Source organism: Pedobacter hartonius (assembly GCF_900107535.1).
GTDB lineage: Bacteria > Bacteroidota > Bacteroidia > Sphingobacteriales > Sphingobacteriaceae > Pedobacter > Pedobacter hartonius.
Window position 1 is genome coordinate 128,237 of sequence record NZ_FNRA01000014.1, and the last position, 24,274, is coordinate 152,510.

General features: G+C 44.4%; 19 protein-coding genes and 1 pseudogene. 4 read left to right on the top strand and 16 right to left on the bottom strand.

The features are described 5' to 3' along the window. Positions 1-11: 11 nt before the first annotated feature. The 3 genes from BLW16_RS20390 to BLW16_RS20405 form a co-directional block, all read right to left on the bottom strand. A complete protein-coding gene (locus BLW16_RS20390; protein WP_090559728.1) occupies positions 12-500 on the bottom strand; it encodes a DUF3347 domain-containing protein in 489 nt (162 codons plus the stop codon). A gap of 438 nt (positions 501-938) precedes the next feature. Then, on the bottom strand, positions 939-1,835 hold the full coding sequence (locus BLW16_RS20400) for an EamA family transporter (RefSeq protein WP_090559730.1): 897 nt from the start codon (positions 1,833-1,835) through the stop codon (positions 939-941). Positions 1,836-1,861: 26 nt separating this feature from the next. Further along, positions 1,862-2,440: a TetR/AcrR family transcriptional regulator gene (locus BLW16_RS20405; RefSeq protein ID WP_090559731.1), complete on the bottom strand. Its 579-nt coding sequence runs from the start codon at positions 2,438-2,440 to the stop codon at positions 1,862-1,864. 268 nt (positions 2,441-2,708) lie between these two features. Between BLW16_RS20405 and BLW16_RS20410 the strand changes: the two genes are divergently transcribed. Beyond that, positions 2,709-3,530, top strand: a complete 822-nt coding sequence (locus BLW16_RS20410) for an SDR family oxidoreductase (protein ID WP_090559732.1) — start codon at positions 2,709-2,711, stop codon at positions 3,528-3,530. Between the two features lie 141 nt (positions 3,531-3,671). Here the strand turns inward: BLW16_RS20410 and BLW16_RS20415 are convergent, their stop codons facing one another. Both BLW16_RS20415 and BLW16_RS20420 read right to left on the bottom strand, forming a co-directional pair. Beyond that, a complete protein-coding gene (locus BLW16_RS20415; RefSeq protein WP_090559754.1) occupies positions 3,672-5,882 on the bottom strand; it encodes an ATP-binding protein in 2,211 nt (736 codons plus the stop codon). Between the two features lie 114 nt (positions 5,883-5,996). Continuing rightward, on the bottom strand, positions 5,997-6,692 hold the full coding sequence (locus BLW16_RS20420) for a LytR/AlgR family response regulator transcription factor (RefSeq protein WP_090559733.1): 696 nt from the start codon (positions 6,690-6,692) through the stop codon (positions 5,997-5,999). A 251-nt stretch (positions 6,693-6,943) separates the two neighbouring features. Here BLW16_RS20420 and BLW16_RS23780 point away from each other — a divergent pair, with 251 nt between their 5' ends. Beyond that, the gene (locus BLW16_RS23780) at positions 6,944-7,252 is read left to right on the top strand and encodes a hypothetical protein (RefSeq protein WP_245735404.1); all 309 of its coding nucleotides are present in this window, start codon (positions 6,944-6,946) and stop codon (positions 7,250-7,252) included. A 134-nt stretch (positions 7,253-7,386) separates the two neighbouring features. Here BLW16_RS23780 and ligD read toward each other — a convergent pair whose 3' ends face one another. Further along, positions 7,387-10,062, bottom strand: a complete 2,676-nt coding sequence (ligD, locus tag BLW16_RS20430; protein WP_090559734.1) for a DNA ligase D — start codon at positions 10,060-10,062, stop codon at positions 7,387-7,389. Positions 10,063-10,294: 232 nt separating this feature from the next. Between ligD and BLW16_RS20435 the strand changes: the two genes are divergently transcribed. After that, positions 10,295-12,529 carry an ATP-binding protein gene (locus BLW16_RS20435; protein ID WP_090559735.1) on the top strand — a complete coding sequence of 745 codons (2,235 nt, stop codon included), beginning with the start codon at positions 10,295-10,297 and terminating at the stop codon, positions 12,527-12,529. Here the strand turns inward: BLW16_RS20435 and BLW16_RS20440 are convergent. From BLW16_RS20440 to BLW16_RS23785, 10 genes are all read right to left on the bottom strand, one after another. Further along, positions 12,510-14,699 carry an ATP-binding protein gene (locus BLW16_RS20440; RefSeq protein WP_090559736.1) on the bottom strand — a complete coding sequence of 730 codons (2,190 nt, stop codon included), beginning with the start codon at positions 14,697-14,699 and terminating at the stop codon, positions 12,510-12,512. The genes BLW16_RS20435 and BLW16_RS20440 overlap by 20 nt on opposite strands. 349 nt (positions 14,700-15,048) lie before the next feature. Beyond that, positions 15,049-16,164: an AI-2E family transporter gene (locus tag BLW16_RS20445; RefSeq protein WP_090559737.1), complete on the bottom strand. Its 1,116-nt coding sequence runs from the start codon at positions 16,162-16,164 to the stop codon at positions 15,049-15,051. Between the two features lie 69 nt (positions 16,165-16,233). Then, positions 16,234-16,899 carry a carbonate dehydratase gene (gene can, locus BLW16_RS20450; RefSeq protein ID WP_090559738.1) on the bottom strand — a complete coding sequence of 222 codons (666 nt, stop codon included), beginning with the start codon at positions 16,897-16,899 and terminating at the stop codon, positions 16,234-16,236. 111 nt (positions 16,900-17,010) lie between these two features. Further along, complete coding sequence (locus BLW16_RS20455) at positions 17,011-17,247, bottom strand: hypothetical protein (RefSeq protein WP_090559739.1); 237 nt, start codon at positions 17,245-17,247, stop codon at positions 17,011-17,013. A gap of 77 nt (positions 17,248-17,324) precedes the next feature. After that, the gene (locus BLW16_RS20460) at positions 17,325-18,623 is read right to left on the bottom strand and encodes a hypothetical protein (protein ID WP_139298373.1); all 1,299 of its coding nucleotides are present in this window, start codon (positions 18,621-18,623) and stop codon (positions 17,325-17,327) included. Positions 18,624-18,759: 136 nt separating this feature from the next. Beyond that, positions 18,760-19,560 carry a response regulator transcription factor gene (locus BLW16_RS20465; RefSeq protein ID WP_090559741.1) on the bottom strand — a complete coding sequence of 267 codons (801 nt, stop codon included), beginning with the start codon at positions 19,558-19,560 and terminating at the stop codon, positions 18,760-18,762. Positions 19,561-20,501: 941 nt separating this feature from the next. Beyond that, positions 20,502-21,173 (bottom strand): PAS domain-containing protein, encoded by a 672-nt coding sequence (locus tag BLW16_RS20470; protein WP_090559742.1) that lies wholly within the window; start codon positions 21,171-21,173, stop codon positions 20,502-20,504. Positions 21,174-21,285: 112 nt separating this feature from the next. Continuing rightward, on the bottom strand, positions 21,286-23,004 hold the full coding sequence (locus BLW16_RS20475; protein ID WP_090559743.1) for a sensor histidine kinase: 1,719 nt from the start codon (positions 23,002-23,004) through the stop codon (positions 21,286-21,288). 349 nt (positions 23,005-23,353) lie between these two features. Beyond that, on the bottom strand, positions 23,354-23,527 hold the full coding sequence (locus BLW16_RS23355; protein ID WP_175470661.1) for a hypothetical protein: 174 nt from the start codon (positions 23,525-23,527) through the stop codon (positions 23,354-23,356). Positions 23,528-23,601: 74 nt separating this feature from the next. Beyond that, positions 23,602-23,916, bottom strand: coding sequence for a hypothetical protein (locus tag BLW16_RS23785; RefSeq protein WP_175470662.1), 315 nt, complete (start codon positions 23,914-23,916; stop codon positions 23,602-23,604). 154 nt (positions 23,917-24,070) lie between these two features. On the opposite strand from BLW16_RS23785, the pseudogene BLW16_RS20490 reads away from it, so the two are divergent. After that, positions 24,071-24,274 (top strand): annotated as a pseudogene (locus BLW16_RS20490) (transposase); the annotation flags it as partial.

A 24,274-nucleotide genomic window follows, 5' to 3' on the forward strand; every position in this document is an offset into this window, starting at 1 on the left:
ATAAAACCAGCTTACTGTATGGTTTCTGAAACTTTGCCGCAGGTTAACATCTGTTTCCCATAGTATGGGTTTTTGATGTCTTTAGAGGCAGACAGCCAATAGTTTTTTTTCATCGGGCAGTAATCGTAGTAAAACGGCTGTCCTGATAACTTCACTGCTTTAGCCAGTTTATAAAAATTAGCAGAAAATGTGGCGAAATGTTCGCGTTGATGTTCCACGTCCTTACTTTCTGAAATATGCCTCGCATCAAAGATCAGCTTATCCTGGTAGGTTTTGAAGGCAGTCAGGTTAGCACCCGTAAATGATTTCTCATCAACACCACCAATCACCTTCAGGAAATCACCTGCTTTGCCAGCTGCTGCTGTTGCATCAGAATTAACCAGTGCATTTTTAATATCGTAATACGAGGACAACAAAGCTTGTCCCTCTTTATCCTGTGCGAAACCATACTGTACGGATAAGGTTGCGATGAAAGCAACGATTAAAAAAAGTTTCTTCATGTTGAGTTTTATAAATTGCTATCGCAAAGATATTCCTTTCCGTACAACTGCACTTACATAATTTTGTTAAGCTTTTACAGAATTCAACTATTGATTGTCTTGTAACTTTACGTTGAATCGCTTAAATTATGTAAGAATATTATATGGCCTTGACAGATTTTCACAGGATCCAGATTTTTCGCTGATCAAGCCAGATCCTGATTTCTCCTTTGACAAATACCTTGATGGTGTTTTAACAGAGTTTGATGCACAGGGGCTCAAAGTTACTGTGCAGAAGAAGAAGAAAACAGGTCAAGTAATATTGAATCGGCGTTTTTAAAATCGGAGACTTTGTGGTGAGAACTTATTCCTGAAGGAACTATATCCAGGTTTATTCCTGACCCTTCAGTACTAAACATGTGCTCTGCCAAATATTTTCTTGAACTGCCGGACCATTTACTAATCCGCACTCCGTCTCTTTAGATTCGGCAGGATCAATGCTGACAGGATCAGAACAATGCCTCCCCACTGGATCGCCGTTACCTGTTCATGCAGCAGTATGCTGGAAGCAAGCACGGCAACCGGCAATTCTGCCGAGGTCATAATCGCCCCAAGCCCTACCCCTGTTCTGGGGATGCCAACCGCAAAGAAAATGGGAGGGATAATGGTGCCGAATACGGCAAAGAACAGTCCCCACAAACCAAACAGGCCAAATAAGGAGCCGTCAAAAAGGAATCCCGGACGGAGCAGGATAAATAGGAAGATAGTTGATCCTGTGACGAAAAGTGCGCTTTTCCTGATGGGATGCAGTTCATTGCCTACCCTTCCGCTCGAGGTGATGGATACCGCATAGACAAAGGCCGCGCAAAGTACGTAAGTCACGCCGCCCAAATTTAAAGACAGCAGTTTGTCGTTTAGTAGTCCCCCGGCCAGCAGTGTTCCTGCCAGCACCAGCGCTACAGAAACCAGTTGGGGCGGTGTGGGCTTTTTACGGTATACCAGCAGTTCTATCAGCAGACACATCCAGGTATAATTCATCAGGATGACAATCGCTACCGATGCCGGAAGTAAATTAACACCCAGATAATAGAGATAAGCAGATAAACCCGTGGATATCCCGGCAAGCATCACTTTCCAGACAGGAGTTACAGCAGCAGAGACAGCCGCATCAGTTACCTCCTTCTCTTTTTTTATGAAAGTAGCAATGAACCACAAAACGAGCATTCCTAAAAATGCCTGAACACAGACGATGTCTCCTATAGTATAATGATACTGCTGAACGGACAGCTTCATAAAGGTAGATAAAACCCCGAAACTGCATGCTCCCAGAAAAACAAAGACCGCTCCTTTAAACATGTACTAATATAGATATCCCCGGAACATTATAACACCGATAAGGCAACTTTAATGATATCTTTAAATACCTTTTCATCCGCGTCCGCATTTCCGTATACGTTCAGCCCCCATGAATTGTTCACAAAAAAGCGGGCGAGTGTACGTGCATTGTGCGCATTGGATACCTGTCCCGCCTCCTGCCCTCTTTTCAGTGCCCTGTAGAAACCATCTTCCAGGGACTGCCAGTTCTCCTTTACGATCCCGGCAATTTCAGGGTCGTGCGGGGAAAGCTCCACGCGGGAGTTGACCACAAAACAACCTTTGGTCAGTTCTGATCCGAAACTTGCATTGAAATTCATCTGAAATACCTCTTTGATTGCTTTTGGAATATTCTTAGCCTGATCCAGAACCGAAATTGTTGCCTCCACAGTCAGCTTGCTGTACCGCCTCAGCGCTTTTACATATAAAGTATGTTTGTCCCCGAAAGTATCATATAAACTTGAACGGCTTAGTCCCAGGCCATCAACCAGCTCCTGGGCAGATAAAGAATGGTAACCCGTATGCCAGAAAAGCTTCATGGCCTCATCCAGAATGGTCTCTTCATCAAATGATTTTGTTCTTGCCATAACCTATTGTCCTGCTAAAACCCACGCTTTGTTTTTGAACCTGTATGCCCGTGACACCGCTGTACTTCAATCCGCTGCTAGGATTCTATTTATTGTTTTTCTTCAACAAAAATACGGCGATGATTTAGCTATTCCCAATAAATATGTCTTTAAAATGTAATTTAAGGTACTTTATTAGGAACGTTCATTCCTTTTTAAATACATTTACGGAATGAACGTTCCCAATAGACAAGCGTTCTGATAGGATTAACTTATATAAATAAATCAAATGACAAAGACAATTTTTATTACCGGCACAAGCAGCGGACTAGGTAAAACAACAGCAATACATTTTGCAAAACAAGGCTGGAATGTGGCAGCGACAATGCGGGCACCAGAAAAAGAAACTGAGCTCACACAATATGAAAACGTAAAGATTTTCAAAATGGATGTGACCAACGTGGAACAGGTAGCTGAAACAACTGCACAGGCAATCGCAGCATTCGGAAAGATAGACGTAGTGGTGAATAACGCTGGTCTTGGTGCTCATGGCGCCCTTGAACTAGTGGGAGAAAAAGCGCTGGACGGACAATACAATACAAACGTGCGTGGCCCGATCAACGTTATCCGTGCATTTATCCCGCATTTCAGAGCAAATCATGGCGGAAAATTCATCAACATCAGTTCTTACATGGGCTTCCTTACTGCTTTACCAATGTCATCATTGTATAACATGTCAAAATTTGCGCTCGAAGGACTTACAGAGGCGCTATATTATGAACTGAAACCTTTCAATATTGATCTTCACCTGATAGAGCCGGGCGCTTTCAATGGAAATAATTATGTTGATAACGTTATCTGGGCTGAAGGTACAGATATCAAAAATTATGACAACTTAACAACTAAAGTGAGAGACCAGCTGGCAAGTTTTAAAAACAATCCTTCATTAACAGAGCCACAAACTATAGCTGATCAGATCTTCGCAGTGGCTACCGGCGAAAACACAAATTTCAGAGTGCCGGTTGGTGAAGATACACAAGAACTGATGGCCGTGAGGGATTCACTTCCAATTAAAGAATACCTGGAACAAAAAAATGCAATGTTCCAATAAAAAACTTTCATCCATCCTGTCACACTGCGCCGGTATACGGTGCAGCGTCTTAAATCCCCGGTCAGTAACAGACGGGGATTTTTTATATCATAACCAGGGTAATACACTGCTCCGGGCTCCTGTAATTTTTAGGTGTGGAAATCATAGCTGATAGTTTTTTTGGTTTAATAATTCGTAATAATGTCTCGCTTCCTGCACCGCCAGGACACACCTTTTTTTCAACAGCCCGGCATTGATTTGTATAACCTCCGCTTCTCCGTTATATTCCAGCTGATCCAGAATATCATCCAGCTGCCCGGTCATTCCCATAATGTAAACACTGGTCTTCAGGTCATGTGCAATATGGCTGACGGTCAGGAAATCATTATGTATTAAAGCGGTATCAATCCCCAGTATTGCCTTGGGAACTAATTCTATAAACTGCCCGGTAACCTGTCTCTCATAATTCACATTGCCCTTGCTGATCTGCCTCATGTAGCTCAAATTAATATACCTATAATTCTCCTCAGGAGCTGCCACAACAACTTTTACCGGCTCAGATTGATGATCATTTCCTGAAAATTTCGATATAAAATGATACAATTGCTGCTCATTGACCGGCTTTGAGAGGTATTCATCCATCCCATAACTCAAACATTTTTCCCTTTCACCTGCAAGTGCGTGCGCCGTCATAGCAATGATGGGAATATTGAGGTGCAGCTCTTTTCTGATACGCCTGGCCGTTGCATAACCGTCCATTCCGGGCATCTGGATATCCATCAGTACAATATCATACGTATTTTCCTTCAGGAGCACCAGGGCACAGAGCCCGTCACCAGCTATATCAAAAGACAGGTTCCACTCCGTCAGCAGGTGTTTCATTAGGCTCTGGTTCATTTTGTTATCATCCACCACCAGTAACCTGAGGACGCCGGGAGCATAATATTCCAGCTTACGGGATTCCGCTCCGCCGTTTGCCGTGATCTGTGTTGAAGAGATCTGGTAAGGGATAAAAAGACGGAAGGTCGTCCCTTTTCCGGGTTCACTATCTACATATATACCCCCATTCTGCAGCAGCAGCAGGTCTTTAACGATAGACAGGCCCAGCCCTGTTCCGCCATAATTACGTGTAGTTGTATCTTCAGCCTGGTGAAAGCGGTCAAAAATACCGGAGATCTTGTCTTTACTTATCCCGATCCCGGTATCACTGATCACAACGCCCAATTCAATACGTTCCCCTTCAATTTTTTTAGTATAGATATGCAGAAAGATATGCCCCTTCTCCGTAAACTTAATCGCATTCCCAATCAGGTTTACCAGGATCTGGGTTAACCTTGTGGCATCACCAATCAGTGTATCAGGCACGCAGGCTTCGATCTCTATCCTCATTTCCAGCCGCTTTTCTTTGATGCGTTCGCTGAACAGGGTCCTGACAGAGTGAAACAGCCCCCTGACGCTGAAGGGGTTATTCTCTATACGCATCATTCCCGCCTCAATTTTTGAGAGATCAAGGATATCATTGATGATCGCAAGCAGATTTTCCCCGGCCTTTTGAATGGCAAGGACAAACTCTTCAGGTTCGGCATCCAGCCTGCATCTCTGGAGCAGGTTGGTAAAGCCCAGTATGGAGTTGAGTGGCGTACGGATCTCGTGGCTCATGTTTGCCATAAAGTTCTCCTTGACCAGCGCTGCTTCCCTGGCTTTCTTTTCCGAGCTGTCCAGCTGCATGATCAGCTGGTTTTGCTGCTGCAGCCGTATCACGATAAACCAGAACCATCCGCAGCCGCTCAGCACAATTAAGCTGATCATCACGCTTCCCCATAGACGTGCATTCCTTCCGCTCTCTTCAACAGCCCTGCTGAGGTCCAGCATCTTCCTTTGCCTTCCGTCATAGATCTTGCGTACCACATCGCTGATCTCATTGGAGATCTGCCTCGCCCCCGGATTAGCGATCAGCTGTAGGTTATCCATATGTCCGGATGTTTTATATTCCCGGATGAGGGCATCTTTAGTGTTCGCTTTTTGTTTTGCCAGTTCGCTCAGCCTGCTGATATAGGGCTGTGCCTGTACATACACGGTACTTGCTTTCAGGGAATCCAGGTAAGTATCCATTTCGGCAATCCTTTCATCTACTCCTTCCAGGTGCGAAAGATCATCAGTAGCGATAGCGGCCCTGATCCTGCTTTCCACCCATAACATATCCCTTTCCAGCTCCCTGAGGTGGTTGTTGGTTCTCAGTTCTTTCATCAGTTTTGCATTCCCGCTGATTAGCTTTTCAATATTACTTGAAGAATTAAACTGAATAACGGCCAGCAGCAGCGTACCCACAACAAAAAAAGAAAGTATCAGCGAAATAAACCGTTTGGTATTCATTTTATCCAGATAAGTCATATGATCGGCAGCTAAGTAAGTGATAAAATAAAGCAAAGGCCATACTATTCGTCGGGAGTTGCGAATGAGTAGCTGAACGGGGAGAAACAATCGTTATTAAAGTACATTCAATCGTTCATTTAAGATCTTCCTGTAGGTATCAGTAACCGGTAGGAACTTACTTCCTATCCGCAGGGCTCCGTCCTGGAAGGCATCGATCTTATTGATGGCAACGATATATGAACGGTGGATGCGCAGGAAATTACGGGATGGCAGGCGCTCTTCTACGGTTTTAAGTTTGGTGTGGATGGCATACAGCTTTTCCTTGGTATAGAACTTTACATAATCGCCCATGGCTTCGGCAAAAAGAATATCATCCAGTTTCAGGCGGCGTACCACATTCGTGTCCCTCACAAAAATAAACTCATCACTGGTCCATTTCACTTCCAGTTTCTGGCTGTCAACAATTTCCTGCGCTTTTTTCACCGCCTGAATAAACCTTGCGGGCATCAATGGCTTCACCAGGTAATCTGCAACATTTAATTCGAAGGCTTCCACGGCATAATCCTTTTTAGAAGTTGTGAAGATGATCACCGGCCGGTAATTGCCTAAATTCCTGATGAGTTCAATCCCGTTCATTCCGGGCATTTCTATATCCAGGAAAAGCAGATCAACCGTGTGTTCCTGCATATAGTTATATGCTTCCATTGCACTGGAGCATTCGGCGCTAATATTGATATTGATCACCTGCCCGGCCAGCTGATTCAGGGTGGCTCTGGCAATCGGGTTGTCGTCAATAATAAGACAATTCATATGTTGGTATATTTGGTAAAAATTGTTCTTGTTAGTTATGAGTGATCATGAGTGTTTTTAAGCGTTTCGCGTGAATCATGATTAAAACACTTTAAGCAACATTTATGCCATATGACAAAGATTTATCTGTCAGCAAGTTGCAAAAAATTACCGACTTTCACAATAAGGATATTTCGCTATTACACGGGCTGATTTTGTTATTTCATACGATTTAGTCTCTCGGGCGGGCACCCAAAAACAGATATTTTGCCATGCAGCGCTCCAAACCCCGCAGGCTGATTTTTATATCCGGTAAAAAAGTTGAAACAATTGACCGAACATTTTACGCAATGCCGTGTTATCTATTAAAACCAAAAAAGTACAGTATTATGGGATTAATAAAAACAGCAATAATTGGCGCCGCAGTTTACGGTGTAATTAAGTACGTAACCAAAAAGGATAGCAGTGGAAAATCAATCGTTGATGATCTGAAGGACAATGCACCGAAGTGGGTAGATGAGGCTAAACGGATTAAGGACGACTTTATCGCTGAAAGAAGGATATATGATGAGCCTATTTAATCAGATGTCTTTTACAAAAGTCTGATCAATATGAAGATCTCCGGATCTGTAATGCTGATCAGACTTTTTATTTACAGGCCGTTCTGCTCTCAGTTCTTATTCCATATTACTGACGGCTAACCTATTGCGGGCGCTCAGTTAAAAATACTTTTAGACTTTTTAATTGTTTTCTCCAGGTCTATCCCCTTCCCCAAAACGCCTTTAAACAAATCTCCCTCCGCCTTTAACCTGTCTATCGCATTAAAAATCGTAAAATGTTTCATCGTTAACCCTGGTTTTACTTCATCCCAGTGCAGCGGCATAGATATCGTAGCGCCTGGTTTCGGCCGTAAAGAATATGGGCCTGCAATAGTAGCTCCGGGACGGTTCTGCAGAAAATCGAGGTACATCTTACCATGACGCTGCGAGATGGACCGTTCCAGCGTAGTGAAATCAGGCAGCTGCTCATGCACCAGATTGACGATGAGCCTTGCAAACAACTGCGACTGATCGTAAGTATATTTAGCCGCCATCGGGATATATATATGCATCCCGGTAGAGCCCGAAGTTTTGCAGAACGAAGGAACATCCAGTGCGTCAAGTACCTTTTTCACCTCCAATGCCGCCTCAATCACCTGGTCGAACGTATTCTTATCCGGATCCAGGTCAATCACGCAGTAATCAGGATTATCCTCTGATTGCACCCGGCTGAACCAGGGGTTCATCTCAATACAGCCCAGGGAGGCCATCCATAAGAGGCTTGCTTCATCGGTACCCACCAGGTATTCTTTTTTTTCCCCTTCACCATTGGTATAAGGAAAGGTTTTCACCCAGTCGGGCGCCTTGCCTTTCACATCTTTCTGGTAAAAACTAGGGCCGTGAATACCATTCGGGAAACGGTTGAGTGACATCGGCCTGTCTTTCAGATAGGGCATAATATACTCCGCTGCCTGGTAATAGTAGTTGAACATATCCCGTTTAGTGACTTTATCTTCAGGCCAGTATATTTTACTCAGATGTGTAAATTTAAGCTCGTGCCCTTTCAGTTTCCTTACCTGGGTTTCGTCTTTCGGGTTGAGCAGGGTTTTCCTGCCCTTATCTTTCGCAGGACACACCATCTCATCAGGATGAACTTTCTGGTTGCGCTGACCTTTATGCTCCTGCTGAACGTTCTCATCAGACTGATCATGAGCAGCATCTTCCAGCCCTGATTCTACTTCCTCTATTGCGGCTTCGGTAGGTACAGCAACTTCACGTACCACCTCCTTTGCATTTTTATCCACCCGCATTGCCTGAAAGGAAGGATGCCTGAACACCCCGTCACTGGTCACTTCTGAGAATGCCACCTCACATACCAGTTCCGGCTTTAGCCATGTAGCCTTCGCCTTTGGTGGACTGGGGCGGAACCGGGAGGGTTTATTCACATCAGGAAGCGTTTTAAAAGGACTTTCACTGGTCACCAGAGGCTTAAACTGTGCAATCATTTCTTTTTGTACCTTGTCTGAAAATCCTGTCCCTACTTTCCCTGCATATTGTAAAGCACCGTCCTCATATACACCAAGCAAGAGGGAGCTGAACTGCTTGGAAGTATCCTCATTTTTGGTGTAACCGGCAATCACTACCTCCTGCCGCTTGTGCACCTTTATCTTCAGCCATTCCTTAGAACGGTAATCCGCCACGTATACGCTGTCTGATTTCTTGGCGATGATCCCCTCCAGGCCCATCTTTTGTGCTGCATTAAAAAAATCAATCCCGCTGGCGTTGAATACCTTACTCAGGCGTATACGGTCATCATCCACAGGCAGTACCTCCTTCAGGAGGGCCTGACGTTCGTTCAGAGGTAAATCCATCAGATCTTTTCCTTCATACCAGAGCAGGTCAAACACATAATATACCAGATCCCCATCTGCTTCGCTCCGCCAGTTCTGCAGATGCCCGAAATTAGAGATCCCCTTTTCGTTCAGTACCAGGATCTCTCCGTCAACTACTGCACTGATCTTCCACTCCTTCAGCAGCTGATAGATGGGATAGAACTTTTCGTTGAAGCTTTTGTTATTGCGCGACAATAATTCAACATCTCCCTTTTTCACAAAACCCAGTGCACGGTAGCCATCCCATTTTACCTCATATACCCAGTCCGGATCATCAAAAGGTTCATTTACGAGTGTCGCAAGCATAGGTTTCATCCCTATCGGTATATTGGATTCGGGTTGTTTTACACTTTCTTCGTGCCCGTTTTTCCAAACCTTGTCACTTCCTTTTCCAACGTCTTCAATCGTTTTTCCTGACAGTACCGATTCATCCTGTTTCGTCACGTCCTTTGTCGAAGCGTACTCGTCATTGTGTTTGATCATCAGCCAGGCATTGTCGCCCATGCCCTGCGTTTTTACCAGCGCAAATTCTCCCTCCAGTTTTTCCCCATACAGTTTTATTTTGAGCGAACCTGTTTTCAGCTGCTTCAGCAGGTGTTTTTCCTGTGCTTTCTTCCCTTTGATCGGTTCTATCGGCTCATAGGTGCCTTCATCCCAAACAATCACCGTTCCGCCTCCGTATTCGCCTTTTGGGATCAGTCCTTCAAAATTCCGGTAGTCATAAGGATGGTCTTCAACCATCATTGCCAGTCTTTTCGTTTTCGGGTCCGTAGAAGGGCCTTTCGGCACTGCCCAGCTTTTGAGCACACCATCCATTTCCAGCCTGAAGTCATAGTGAAGGCGCGAAGCATCATGCTTCTGAATCACAAAGGTTAAACTTCCTGTCTGTTTGGTTTTCCCCGCTTTAGGTTCCGCGGTTTTTGTGAAATCACGCTTGGCAACATATTTAGATAAGCTCATGACGAATGAATTTTTCTATTAAAGCTTCGAAAGACCTAAAAGGTTTTTATCAAAAAATATCTTTTTATAATTATGAGGAATGATTAATAAATTTGCCCGAAATACAATCGTCTTTATGCAAAAAAAAACACCTATATATATGTTAATAAACATTAAATCACAGTTAAAACATATAATTAAATAGTGTAGTCACCGGTTTAATTAATCATATTTGAAAAAATAAATCTCTAACATGGCAGATGATCAGGTCAACCTCAGTAACTGCGATACCGAACCTATTCACATACCCGGCCAGATTCAATCCCACGGTTTTTTAGTAGTTGTTGATGCAGAACAGCAGATTCAATTCTGCAGTGACAACATCGAACAGTTCCTGTCGGTCAGTGCTGCTGAGCTGATACAGAAACCGTTACATTTCCTGGAATCTGAAATTGGCTACAGTCTGAAGCCCAATTTCATTGCTGATCAGCTCAATTTAGCTAAAGACGCAAAAAAGTTCGACCAGTTTAACCCCTTTGCATTTAACCTTGCCGGCGTACCATATCATTTGATCATTGGCCTGAGTGGCGGTTATCATCTGCTTGAATTTGAGCCCGTGGCAGCTACTGCGCCTATGGATATTGAAAAAGTGATCGGCCATACGCTTTTCGAAATACTTGGTAAAAGGGTACTACAGGACCTGCTGGATGATACGGCTACCCAGATAAGGGGCATCACGGGGTATGACCGTGTGATGGTTTATCGCTTTGCTGAAGATGGCCATGGTGAAGTAGTGTCCGAAGCCAGAAAAGATGACCTGCCTGCATGGCTTGGACTACATTATCCTGCATCTGATATTCCCAAACAGGCCAGGGAGCTCTATAAATTAAAATTGACCAGGCTCATTGCTGATGTAAACACAACCCCTTCCAGGATCCTGAGTTCCGGTACGGATCCTGAACCACTGAACTTAACGAACTCCCAGCTGAGGGCCGTGTCTCCTATCCACATCCAGTACCTGAAAAATATGGGGGTAAGCTCCAGTTTCAGTATCTCACTGATCTATCAAAATGAACTATGGGGACTCATTGCCTGTCACCATTCCAGTCCCAAGTTTATCGATTACAAATCCAGGCAGTCTGCAAGGCTGATCGGGCAGATCTTATCCTCGGCGCTGGAATACCGGCAGAACGATAAGATTCAACAGGAACAGGAAGAATTCATCTACCATTCCAAACAGCTTTTCAGTCATTTAAAAGAAAACGACAATATCGAAGCAGCGCTGACATCGAACAGCAGTACGATTTTAGATATAGTGAAAGCAAGCGGTGCCATACTGGTGTACAACAACAAGATTACCCGCCTTGGCGTTACACCCAATGATGTGCAGCTGTCCGGCCTGATCTTATGGGTACAGAAGAACATTGCCCGCTCTCTTTATCATAACGTCAGTATCTCTGCGGTTTACCCGCCGGCATGGTTCTACAAGGACATTGCCAGCGGAATGATGGTCTGTGTGCTGTCAAAAGAGATCAAAGAATACATCATCTGGTTCAAGCCCGAGATCATTCAAACTGTCAACTGGGCCGGCAACCCCAATAAATCCTTTGAACCACAAGAGGATGGAATGAAACAGATTTCCCCGCGGAATTCCTTTGAAGTATGGAAACAAACCGTCACAGGAACCTCCGCAGACTGGACCACTGAAGAAATCAAATCCGCCATGAATTTAAAGGAGGAGATCATCTATATCATCAATGCCAAGGCAAGTGCGCTAAGGTTATTAAATGAAAAGTTAACCCTTGCCTATGAAGAACTTGACGCCTTCAGTTATACCATTTCCCATGATCTTAAAAATCCACTGGCCGTAATTAAAAGTTACGCGCAGCTATTGGAAAGGGACAAGAGCCTGGGTCAGCAGGGAAAAGACTTTTTAAAGCGCATTAGTGACAGGGCCGATAAAATGAACGTGATGATCAGTGAAGTGCTGAACTACTCACGCGTAGGTAGGCTTGATATTGTGTATAAAAGCGTAGATATAGCAGTGATGGTCAAAGACATTATTGCCGACCTGAAATTGTTGTATGCATCACCCGACCTGCATATCAGTACAGGAGAAATGCCAAACCTGCATGGCGACAGGACGATGATCCTGCAGGTGTTTTCCAACCTGATCAGCAATGCCGTCAAATACAGCCAGCAATCCCGCCCGTCAATTATCCATATTGAAGGTGAAGTCAACGCAGAAGAGACCTGTTACAGTGTGCGGGACAATGGCTTAGGCATCGTCGCTGAAGATCATCCCAAGCTGTTCGAATTATTCAACAGGCTAGATAACGCCAAAGACATTGAAGGGTCCGGTGTGGGCCTGGCCATTGTCAAAAGGATCATCAGTAAACACCAGGGCAGGATCTGGGTGGAGAGTAACTTAGGCGCTGGATCTGTATTTTATGTGGCCTTCCGTCATCCTACACCGGCTCATCCATAAGCAGGGAGTTTTCCAGTGCATCAGCAATACGGTCCAGCAGGTTTTGCTCGGAGAATGGTTTCAGCACCACGCCGTTAATTCCTCCATGCAGGTATTTATCACGGTCCTCCTTTAACACATTGGCTGTCAAGGCCAGTATCGGAACCGAGGCCTTACTGCTTTCAGGGTACCCGCGGACAAGTCCGGAAAATTCTACCCCGCCCATTTCGGGCATTTCAATATCGGTAAGTATAATATCGTAGCGATTGGCTTCAAAAAGCAAAAAAGCTTCCCTGCCGTTTTCTGCGATATCGCAGGCAACGCCCCATTTCCTCAGGATGGTAGTAAGCAGCAGTATATTCAGCTTGTTGTCTTCCGCGACTAAAACGTATTTTCCATTCAATGAAGCGTGTCTTACAGGGTCATCCGTAGCTTCCTTTACCAGGCAGTCCGTTGCCTCAACCACCTGGAAAGGCAGGTGGAATTCAAACACGGACCCTTTACCGGGTTCACTTGCCGCCATGATCTTTCCGCCCTGCATCTCCACTATCTTTTTGGATATCGCCAGCCCCAGGCCGGTACCCTTCTGCGATGCCTTTTCCTGTGCGGAAACCACCTGTGCAAATTCCCCGAAGATCAGCGGGAGGTTCTCCCTGCTGATGCCTACCCCGGTATCCTGAACTACAACATGCAAGATCCTGAAGCCCTTCTCCCCTTCCGTAACAAAGGCCTTCAGCACCACTTTACCTATTGTAGTAAACTTAATGGCATTGCTCACCAGGTTAATGATTACCTGCTTGAGCCTGAACACATCCCCTTTCAGGCACACATCTTGTCTCAGGTCAAATTCCTTCTCCATCCCTATCCCCTTGTGGTCTGCCTGGATGCTCAGGCCCATAAAAACTTCTTCCAGGGTAGCATGGGGATGAAAAGGCGCATGTTCAAAACTCATCTTTCCGGTTTCAAACTTCGAAAAATCAAGGATCTCATTCACCACCTCCAGCAACAGCTTTGAGGAGCTGCTGATTGCACCCAGCTGTTCTTTCTGCACGTCGTCCAGCCTGCTCTGGCTCAGCTGTTCCGAAAATCCGATCACCGAATTGAGAGGTGTGCGGATCTCATGGCTCATACTGGCCAGGAAAGCACTCTTTGACCTGGCATATTCTTCGGCATTCAAACTGTAGCTGATGATATCCTCCTCGTTCCTGAAGATTTTCCAGATATTATATAAAATAATGATCACCAGCGATGTCAGAAAGAGAAATATCACCCAGGATAACCTTTTAAATTTAAAGACGATATCCTGAAGGCTATCATTCAGGTCGTTCTTTCCGTTTGTAATATAATGCTGTTCTGCAAGTTTATATTTTTTGAGGCTCGTGATGATCTGTTCTATCAGTCCGGCATTGATCCTGATAATCTCCTGTTCCGATGCCCTCAACTGGCCGTCAGTCCTGTAGATTTGATCAAAATGTTTTCTCGAAACCACTGTCCCGTTGGGGATAATGGTGGTCCTCACCACCTTTGTAGCGATCTTTTTCTCCACCACCGTTGGCGATTTCTTTTCTTCCAGGGCTTCCCTGAATGACGCATCCGATTTCTTTGCCGAAAAGGCCTCAAACACACGTGCAAAAAACTTCTTTTTGGGCAAATTCTCTTTGGGTACGGTTTTGATCGTATCAATCTTCACCTCACTGATGTATTTGCTCACCACCGGCACCTTCATCGGCATTGCCGCGGCGTGTTCTATGATTACGTTCATCCTGCCGGCAGAGCGCATCAGGGAGTCCGACAAAAACCTGAGCCTGGTGTAGTTTTCCGTTTTGGCGGTCTTTTCCATCATCAGGTGTTTAAAATTCCTTGCGGGGATAGCAGAGCGGTCGTTCACGTTTAGCTGGGCAATCACCTGGTTCACGAATTTGATCTCGGCAGAGAACCTGTTAAAATACTTATTATCAGAGGTCAAAGCATATAGTCTGCTATTGTTATCAGCACTGTATAAACTGATTAAACAATTATCAATCATCGCTGCGCTCTCTCTTGCCAGGATCATCTGGTGTATATTATACCGTACGCTTTCCGCCCTGCGATAATACAGGTACAGGTAAAACGAACTGATAAATAATACAACAATAAGAGAAACAATTAAAGCATAACGTAATATGGGAATCTTTCTAACCGTTGAGATCATATGAGCAGCATATTTATATAAAACTGAAGGGGAAGAGGCGTATTAATAAATTTCAGTCACCAGGGGTTTGCAAGGAAAATGCCAACACTGTAAAAATACGGATTTGTCCCCGGCCAATTCCTGTCAACTGCGGGCAAACTATCAATTAATAAGACGTTCCGATGGGTTAAGAAAAACAAAAGATATCAGACGTAAACCAGCTGATTGCTAGTTAAAAAGGTCAGTGCGCTACTTAAAAGATTCAATAAAAAACAACAACAATGAATATTCCCGCTTTGTTTGTTTTTCTGAAGCAGTTTTTAAAATTTTAATTAGCAGACCGTTTACAATGCCGTACAGCCGGAAGATTTCAGACCTTCGAGATGATCTTTTCAGCTACGGAGTCCTTATTCTTCTTCCAGAACGGGCGCTTGCGCCGCTCATCTTCAGAGGGCTCATCACCCAATAATTTGCCCCAGGGCTTCAGCTCATTGATCCTGTCAAAGATGATCTTCAGGATAGCCACAAAAGGAATGGAAAGAAACATGCCGGAAACTCCCCACAGGGCATTTCCCAGCAATACGATCAGGATGGATACCAGGGCGTTGATCTGCACCTTTGAAGACACAATATTTGGTACCAGGAAATTATTATCGATAAACTGGATGACGGCATAAGCGCCTACTATCCCCAGCTGTGTAGTATATCCATCTTTTGTTACTGTAGCCATCAGCACCGGCAGCAGGATTGCAACAATTCCGCCTATATAAGGGATCATATTTAAGATGGCTCCGATCACCCCAAAGAGGATGGCATATTTGACCCCCAGAAGCAGCAGTGCCGTAGAGTTCATCACGGCTACAATCCCAGCTTCGATCAGCAGTCCCACCATATAACTCTGGATGGCAAGTTTGGTTTCGCTGAGTACGTCGGCCACCTTCTCAGAATTCTCCTCTGCAAAGACTTCATACAGAAAGTTCAGCATCTTGGTTTTGTACCACAGATAGAGGAACACATACACAGGGATGAGGAATACCACGCCCAGTATTCCTATGGCGGTACCGAGCGTATGCCCTACCAGGGCCTTGCTGTTATTGACCGCCTCATTGATCAGCTGCACCTGTTTCTGAATGCTGATGCCAAAATCCTTCTGCAGCCAGTTCTGAAACATCACCAGCAGCTGGTTGAACTTCTGCGACAGCATCGGGAAGCTCTCCCCAAACTGGGCAATCTGGGTAGAGAGAAAATACACCACCGCCACGATCAGCACCAATGCGATAAACATTGACAATATGATAGCCAGCATTTTTGGCATTTTTCTTTTCTGAAACCTGTTCACCAGCGGGTTCAGCAGAATGGCGATAATCAGCGCAAAGGCCAGTGGCGTAAGAATATCCCTGAGATTACTCAAAGTATAAGTCAGCAATATCAGGCCGAAAAGCACTACCGTGCTTTTCATGTAAAAAGGATATTCTTTAACGGGCATATCAGTTATATATTGTTGGATAACAGCTTCTCTCAGAAATTGTTTCAGCCCTGCCCAAATGTATTTTATCTACAGTTTATCCATCTTAAATACTGATGTAATATGGTCATTTGAAGTGCTTGTTACCTGCAAATCGTTGATGAGTCCTGTTTCCAGACTATATACCCAGCCATTCACGCTCAATTTCTTTCCGTTTGCCCAGCGGTTCTGCACGATGGAAGTTTTTGTCAGGTTGAAAACCCCTTCTATCACGTTCAGTTCGACCAGCTTGTCAAAACGTTCCTTCTCATCTTCTATCGCATCCAGCGTTGTCGCGTACATGCGGTAAATATCCTTGATATTCCTCAGCCAGTTATCGATGATCCCGAACTGCTTATTTCCCAGTGCTGCCTGCACACCGCCGCAACCATAATGGCCAACAACGATCACATGCTCAACTTCCAGTACATTCACTGCATAATCCAGCACGCTCAGCATATTCATATCCGTATGTACCACCACATTCGCAATGTTACGGTGAACAAAGATATCCCCCGGAAGCGTATTGGTGATCTGGTTTGCAGGCACCCGGCTGTCCGAACAGCCTATCCACAATATCGGAGGTTTCTGCCCTGCTGATAGTCTGTCAAAATAAGTAGGGTCTTCGGCTAATGTTTCGGCTACCCAATCCTTATTACCTTTTAAAAGACCTTCGTAAGTAATCTGCTCGCTGTGATGTTCGATTTTTGCACACATAAATTTAGTATTAACAGGCTCCAAGGTAATTATTATCTGTCGATTTCTAAGCCTAAGCGAAAAGTTTAGCACTCGAAAAAGGAATTAACCCCACCCTGCAAGGGCTGCCCCCTACCCCTTCTTCGGCCTCACATTCCCAATTACTACTTCATCCTCAAAAATATATATCGTCCTTGAATTAAACGGCCATAATGGTTTATCCTTCGCGTTCTCCAGTTTAATAAAACTCTTTGCGTCATCCAGTGAACTGATCGAGCTCTGCTTTCCAAAAGGCAGCAAAACATATTCGTCATAAAACCCACTGAAGTTCTCTTCATGACCTGGTTCAACATAACCTATTGTTATCATCTTATTGATTTTTAAATGTGTACGAATATACCCAATTAAAGCCAGAGTTAATTTTCTGTTAACAGAAGATGCAACAATCAGTTCTTCAGCCCCGGCTTCCTGAACAGAAACGAGAACAGTATCCTGGCACTCAGAATCCTGCCACTTTGAATAAAGTTCTGCATAATCAGATAACGGCTTTTCAGGTACAGGCGGGTCCAGGTGAAGATACTCAGGAACAGGATTGCCGCGACGGTCTCCAGGTAGATATGAAAAAATACTGCTGAAAAAAGGATATACAGGTAAAAAAACAGCCAGTCAAATTCAGAGGGAAGCTGAAGGCCATAAAATTTGATCCTGTCATTCAGTGGCTGAATATATGTCTTAAAAAGGTCAGGATGGTAGAACTTCCTGAAGAACAGCAAGGTGAGAAAGGAGATGGTCAGCAATAACCAGCCTGTGCTGATCATATTTTCCTTTTGCTGAAGGAATAGATAGATATCAAAGATGATCATTGGGCCGGGTTTCCCGCCAAAGGTTGTCTGATGGGCGTCCTGTTCAAAATTACCTATCACAATAAACTTCTTGTAATGCAGCTGGTCCATCATGCCGTTCAGGTTTTTCTTTGCGGAGCTGATCACCTTTTGTATGGGGATCACCTGGTCTTCGTAAACTGCTTTGGGTACCGTTCGGCCGAGTTCTTCGGTGATGGGAATGGTATTGAAATACCAGTCATTACCGATTTTAAGGGCATCCCCCCAGCAGAAGGCCGATGTAGTATTTACCCTTTCATACATCAGGAGCGGCAGCGTTTTGATATTTTTTTCATCCGTCAGATGAAATTTATAGAGGGAATTTGAAAAGATTAGGAAAGGTTCCCTTATCCGCTGGAAGCCTGTTGTGGCGCTCGTTCCGGCTTTCAGTACATTTCGTGTAATATCGCCATGCCAGTTTGTTTTCACCGTTGACAGCAGGTTTGGAAACCCGGCCATCGACGACTGCAGCGACCAGTCCCGTTCAGAGGAAATATCGAAATACAGGTCACATACGATGATCTGCTCTGGGTTCATATTCCGGTGGAGCATGCGGAACAGCGTATCCAGCCTGGCCCGGTTGGCAATCACGTGCGTACCGTACTGATCTTCTACTATGGCGCTGCTGCGCGACACATCGATGAACATCACATCATTCATGTCATAGGGCAGGTTTTCCTTTGGTGAAAAAAGATTGGCTAGTTTTACCGATGCTTTTGCAAAGGTTTCCTCACCAATAAAATTCATGGGCATGTTCATCCAGCAATACATCGCAATAAGCAGCAGCAGGGCCGCAGAGATGGAAGTAAGTAACTTTTCGAAAAAATTCAGATGTTTATAGACAATGGATAGAAGAGCACGCAATACAACAAATTTCTTAGGTTGACAACAGGAACTAAAGTAATCAAGAAATATGTATATTCCTAAAAAATAGAAATTTACTTCATATTTTTTCATAACCACATAAATATCCTGCTTAAAGAAAGACCTGTTTTTAATATCAGATGATCCCATTCCGGATCGCAAAGCTCACCAGTGCCGTAGCATTGGGTTTATTGCTTTTTTCCTGCATGCTCCGCCGGTGGTTGATTACCGTATGCTCGCTGATGTTCAGCTTTTCCGCAATCATCTTGCTGCTAAAGCCGTCCGCCATCCATAACAGCACTTCCTTTTCACGTTTGGAAAACAGTTTATCTTCCTCATTCAGATAATACACCTTCCTGTCTACCAGCCGCTGTTCTACCAGCCCGTTGATGCAGATCTTATCGATGCTCTGGATGATCCTCTTGCCGGTATGGTGGTCGTTCAGGGGCGTCAGCATTCCCATGCTGAAAACCGGGTTACCCAGTGCGTCAGGGACGAAACAATTGCGCTGCAGGAAGTTCTCATACCTGCCGGCAGCGTTCCGCAGGCATAAGTTATACGTAAACAGGTAGCTGTTCTGCTCCTGGGGTTTGACGCCATCCAGGAACTCCAGCCGCTCCGGGAATACCTCCTCATTGAATAAACGCAGGTGATCGGGATGGTAAATATCCAGCATATGGCTGATGCCGCCTTCCAGAAAAGCCGCGGCGTGGTAGCCAGCGAAATTCCCTGACATCCTGGTGTAGGCACACTTCCGGTAATCCAGTAAATAAATTAAAGGTGTGCAGTGCCTGAAAAACGAATTAGCAAAACTGTCAGTCCTGAAAAACTCCTTGAAACAGCCGAGCTGCAGGAGTTCCTGTCCGCTCGAATTACCCTTCACCCTATCCAGATAATTCAGCCATGTGTTTTTTCGTTTTGAGAGCGATTTCAGCATGGTTATCAGTCATAAAAATGACAAAAAACTAGTATATACAGTTCCGAATTTCTAATTTATTTTTAATAAAACACAAATAAAAAAAGATTTAGTTTGCTGTTTCCTTTTAGCAGAACCGCCCGACTAACCTTATCATATGACAGATCCTTCATTTGATATATACCCTTTCTTTCCCATGACGGGTTCAGCTGCAACCTGTGGTATCTAAACTCCAGCAATATTCCCCCAATAATGGGGATTTTGAATTCAACCTTTGGCCCCTACATTTGCCTGTGAGATAATCAATAAATAATGCAAAGCCTGCTGTACCTGACCTTACGAGCTGATGCCGCGAATTTTGTTCTTACTAAAGTCATCTAGAGCAGGGTTTATTTTCCAATAGCCGGCGGTTAGTGGTTTTAACAGTTCCGCCGCCGGTGAACAACCTTTTCAGGGGCAGCGGCTGCATTTTAGTTCAGCGTGAAAAAGGGGGTGTATCATTATGATCACCCTCTTTTTTCATTGCTCATCTTTTTCCAATCTCAGTAAAAACACCTAACAACAGGTATTTTTTACCGGGATAAATTCCTCCAGCTTTATAGTAGTCCCATCATTTCCACGCGTTGTTTTTTTACAAATCCATTGAATATTATCAACAATTACACGTTATGCTGCCGCTCAAAACTGTGAAGATCAAATATTTTGTAATATCATTCTTAATATGCGTCCTTATTAATAAACATATTCCCAGTCTGCATACCTTCCACCCATAAAATTTAACGTGCCCGTTGGTAGCGCGATCAAAAATAAGGGTGGATTAGAAGTTAAGGGAATACTTTTACCAACACGAGACACTGTAATTAAGCACGCAACCCTTATGGCACAGCCGGATAACCTTGAAAAAAAAAAGCGTTTTGCCCTGGATATTACCATTACGAATAAAGGCACAACCGGAGCCAAAACTAGTTCAGCATTCTGTTGCCGGTAAGGACTACGCCACAGGTTTTGCCAAGGCCATCGCGGAGTGGAGTATAACTATAGAGTGTTTCCTCTATTTTTTCTGTATAGGTGGTTCCGTTATGGAAAACATGTTTCAGCGCATCCATGCGAAGTTTCCTTTTGTCATACCAGAGCTCTAACATCGCGTGATTTACTATTTCCGCCTTCAGGTCATCCCCCTTAAATACGCACATGGGTACCGGGGCAGACATTACCAGCGAGCGCAGATTCCGGTCGGCCTCTTCCAATGCGTATTTAGCCACTTCCCGTTCTGATACGTCAGTTGCCAAGATGAGTAAAGCCGTTGTATTTTCCTTTTCTCCCGGGATGAGCGTATAGCTGTAATCTATGTAGATTGTTTCCAGTCGCCCCGCCCTGTTGATCATTACCTTAGTTCCTGAATCATGGTAATACTTTCCGGTTTTAAAAACATTTCTGATGAGTTCTGGAAAGGGCTGACTGTGCAGTTCAGGCATAAAATCCAGTAACTTTTTCCCAATCACCTCAGACTCACGGCCCCATAATTTGAGCATAGCTTCATTCGCCAGGTCAACCTTCAGCGTATCTTCCTCCAGGATTGCAGCGGCAACCGGGGCGTTCTCAAATATTTTTAAATAATTTTCTATCCGATTCATATTTAATTTTTTTGTCTAACCACAAATTAGTCCGCATGCCCAATTTAAGAACTTGATGACAATTTGATTACAATATTGTGTAACATTTTGATTGTGAAATAATAATTATTTACTACTCTACAAAATTTTGAAGTGGTAAAGTAAACCAGAACGTGCTGCCTTTTCCGGGTTCGCTGTTCACTCCTATTTGTCCGCCGTGTTTCCTGATGATCTCCGCACTGATGTACAGTCCCAGTCCCAAACCGGAATACTGTACTCCATCGCCGCCCGCCCGGTAATACCGTTCAAACAGATGCGGCAGCTTTTCCACTGGGATTCCCGGCCCCTGGTCAATGACTGACACCTTCGCCACATTCTCCATTTTTTCAATCAGCACTCTGATTTCTTTAGACGATGCTGCATACTTCACTGCATTGTTTACAAAGTTTACCACCACCTGGTCTATACGGGCGGCATCGGCATTTACTTCCAGCTCCACATCGCCCGATGTGGTGATCGAGTAGATCCCTGCCAGGCGCACATGGCTGCAGCATTCTTCAGTCAGTTTGGCCAGTAAAAACCTGCTCTTATTTAAATGCAGCTGATCTTTGTTCAGCCTGCTCATATTCAGCAGGTCTTCAATCAGTATACTTACCCTTTCCGAACTTCTGCAGGCCTGTTCAATCAGCGGCGGAATCACATGTTTTGCAGAATCATTGTCCTTCAGCTTATTCAGCAGCTGCAGCGATGCCTTCAAACTCGTGACCGGCGTTTTCAGTTCGTGGCTGGCAATACTGATAAAATCATCCTTTTTCTCTTCCAGCTGTTTCAGCTCATTGATATCCGTACAGGTCCCAAACCATTTGATAATCTTCCCCTCGGTATTTAAAAACGGCGAAGCCCTTCCCAGTACCCATACATATTCGCCGCTACAGTTCTTCAGCCGGTATTCTAACTCATAGTCATCACCCGTTTCCAGGCAACGGCTCCAGATCTCCCTCACCCTTTCCATATCCTCCGGATGGAAGACCCCTTCCCAGTAGTCCTTAATTGTTGTTCCGAGCAGGTCACCCACAAAGTCTAACCAGCGCTGGTTAAAATATTCCGGGTTTCCATGCTCATCCGTGATCCAGATCATCTGGATGATGGAGTCTGCCAGCTGCCTGAACTGCTGCTCGCTTTCTGCCAGTGAATACGTACGCCTTTCCACGCGTTTTTCCAGTTCTATAGAGAGCGACTTCAGCTCGAGCTGCGAATGCATCAGCTGCTCGTTCATCATCCCCATCTGTTCATTCAAGATGTTCAATTCATGAACCGTTGAGGTGAGCTCATCATTGGCGGCAGAAAACTCGTCATTTGCAGCGGACAATTCCTCATTGATAGATCTCAGCTCTTCGTCCATCTGCTGCTCCCTCTTCAGTCCTTCATCAATACGTTCCCTGTTCAAAATTCTTTCAGTAATATTATAAGTAGTGGTAAGCAAAAATGCAGGCCGGGTCTCCGTAGCAGCTACATAAGTGATCTCTACCTCCCACCAGCTCAGTTCTATCTCACCCGGCAAGGCCGAAGGGATATTGTACTTGAAGGGTGGCAGGTAAATACTTTCCTGGTTGTTGACCGCGCGTGTCAGCGCTTCGGGTAAGATCCTGGCCCCCTCACCATCAGCCTTTTCTGGATTATAGGCCTCCCAAAGAGACATCCCTGTAATATCCCTGTCTTTATTATGTGTAGCCATTTCATAGGCTCTGTTATAAGCGATGATCGTAAAATCGGGAATATCGGCCTGTAGGACAACACGGGGCACTGCGGTATCAAATAATACTCTGAAGAAAGGGTCACTGAATAATTCCATTGGTTAGGATAAATGATAGCGTTGTATAAATATAATCTTTAAACGGACATTAACGATACGATGTATGATCGGTTATATCCTGGTTAAGCCTGCATCATATACGAAATTTTTATACGCCTGGAATTTGTCCGGGGTATTATTTGCGAAGTATTTTACGGGGATGGAAATTATATGGCATGGAACGAATGAGATGGGTAAGAAAAAAGGGCCTGGCGTTTTGACAACCAGACCCCACTCATTATTATTGGTGCGTGTATTAAAAATATAAAAATTTGTCCTCTACTATCGGGATCAGATCATCCCATACATAAAAGTACTTTCCTGAGATTTTTTTAGATTTTATTATTCCTTATTTTCGCCAGCGATAAAGAGTTCTGTTGCTGATCTGCAAAATAAATGTCAAATCATCTGATCCGAGCACCTTCTTTTGAACTGCCTCTTTTAGCTGTTTGTGGGTCTTCTCACCCGCCCTTAACTGAAGGAATGCCTCCAGTACCTGATCCTGTTTGCTTAAATTTTCCATGTCCGTTTCAATTAAATTTAAAGGTTATATTATATTTGGTTTATTATCTGACCTGAACGATGAAGCGTGCACACTTAACCTTCCAGACCGGTAATTTTGTATTTCACATATTTATTAAATTTATCTATGTCTTTTGTCAGTGGACTTTTTTCCGAATATCTTCCAATGCCTATCAGAATTCCCTTACTAAATTCAGGAAGCGCGTTATATCTTGAAGGGTCGATAATATAAACAGATAGTACAGCAAGCCTTTCAAATATATCCACCGGAAGTGACCCCGTCATTAACTCCAGGTAGAAGAAACAGCCTGAATTGAAGTGGATAAACTTCTTTGTCCACAAGCCAGATTTAGCCAGTGCTGTAGCCGTCTCGTCAGTTATTTTATCCATTATACGCTGAACTTTAGTCTCAATTTTCCTGAAATCGCCACTGGCCATGAGCGCACTTACTGCATATCCTAAGCGGGGTTCTATCAGGCAACCAGTCATTCCCAGCCATTTGTTCAGTGAGCCAATCGCTTTCCTGGAGGAAGCTATCAAATACAACTTGTTCAATTCTGGTGTTGAAGATATCCTTGTGGCCTGCATTGATGGATTAAAGGGGTTTCTGAGGCGATAGCCGCAGTCTTTCCCCAAACCCAAATCCAGCTCTGTATTGTGCATCAGATTCGCACCAGTCTGCGGTATGTACCTGAGAAAGATAAAAAGGCCGTTGTTGAAGATCTGAAGCCGGTTTACAAGGCGAACA